The organism is Paenibacillus jamilae, assembly GCF_050482105.1.
In the GTDB taxonomy this organism is placed as follows: Bacteria; Bacillota; Bacilli; order Paenibacillales; family Paenibacillaceae; genus Paenibacillus; species Paenibacillus jamilae_B.
Genome location: NZ_JBCNHI010000046.1, coordinates 1 through 271, shown reverse-complemented (window position 1 = coordinate 271; position 271 = coordinate 1). Strand labels below are relative to the sequence as shown.

Annotated in this window: 2 tRNA genes; both read right to left on the bottom strand. The window is 50.6% G+C overall.

The window, feature by feature from the left end:
• Positions 1 to 51: 51 nt before the first annotated feature.
• Positions 52 to 143, bottom strand: a tRNA-Ser gene (locus ABEW32_RS26065).
• Between the two features lie 3 nt (positions 144 to 146).
• Positions 147 to 220 (bottom strand) — tRNA-Met (locus tag ABEW32_RS26060).
• Positions 221 to 271 lie beyond the last annotated feature (51 nt).

Genomic DNA, 271 nt, shown 5'->3' with positions numbered 1-271 from the left:
AACCCCTTGACCAACGGGCCTTGCAAAATGATTTCTGTGTTAATAAATTTATGGCGGAGAGAGAGGGATTCGAACCCTCGCACCACTTACGCAGTCTAACCCCTTAGCAGAGGGTCCCCTTATAGCCACTTGGGTATCTCTCCGAGTAGCGGCAGAGGGGATCGAACCCCCGACCTCACGGGTATGAACCGTACGCTCTAGCCAGCTGAGCTATGCCGCCACCTTATATATAAAATTCATAAGCATTCAAAATATGGCTCCCCGAACAGGA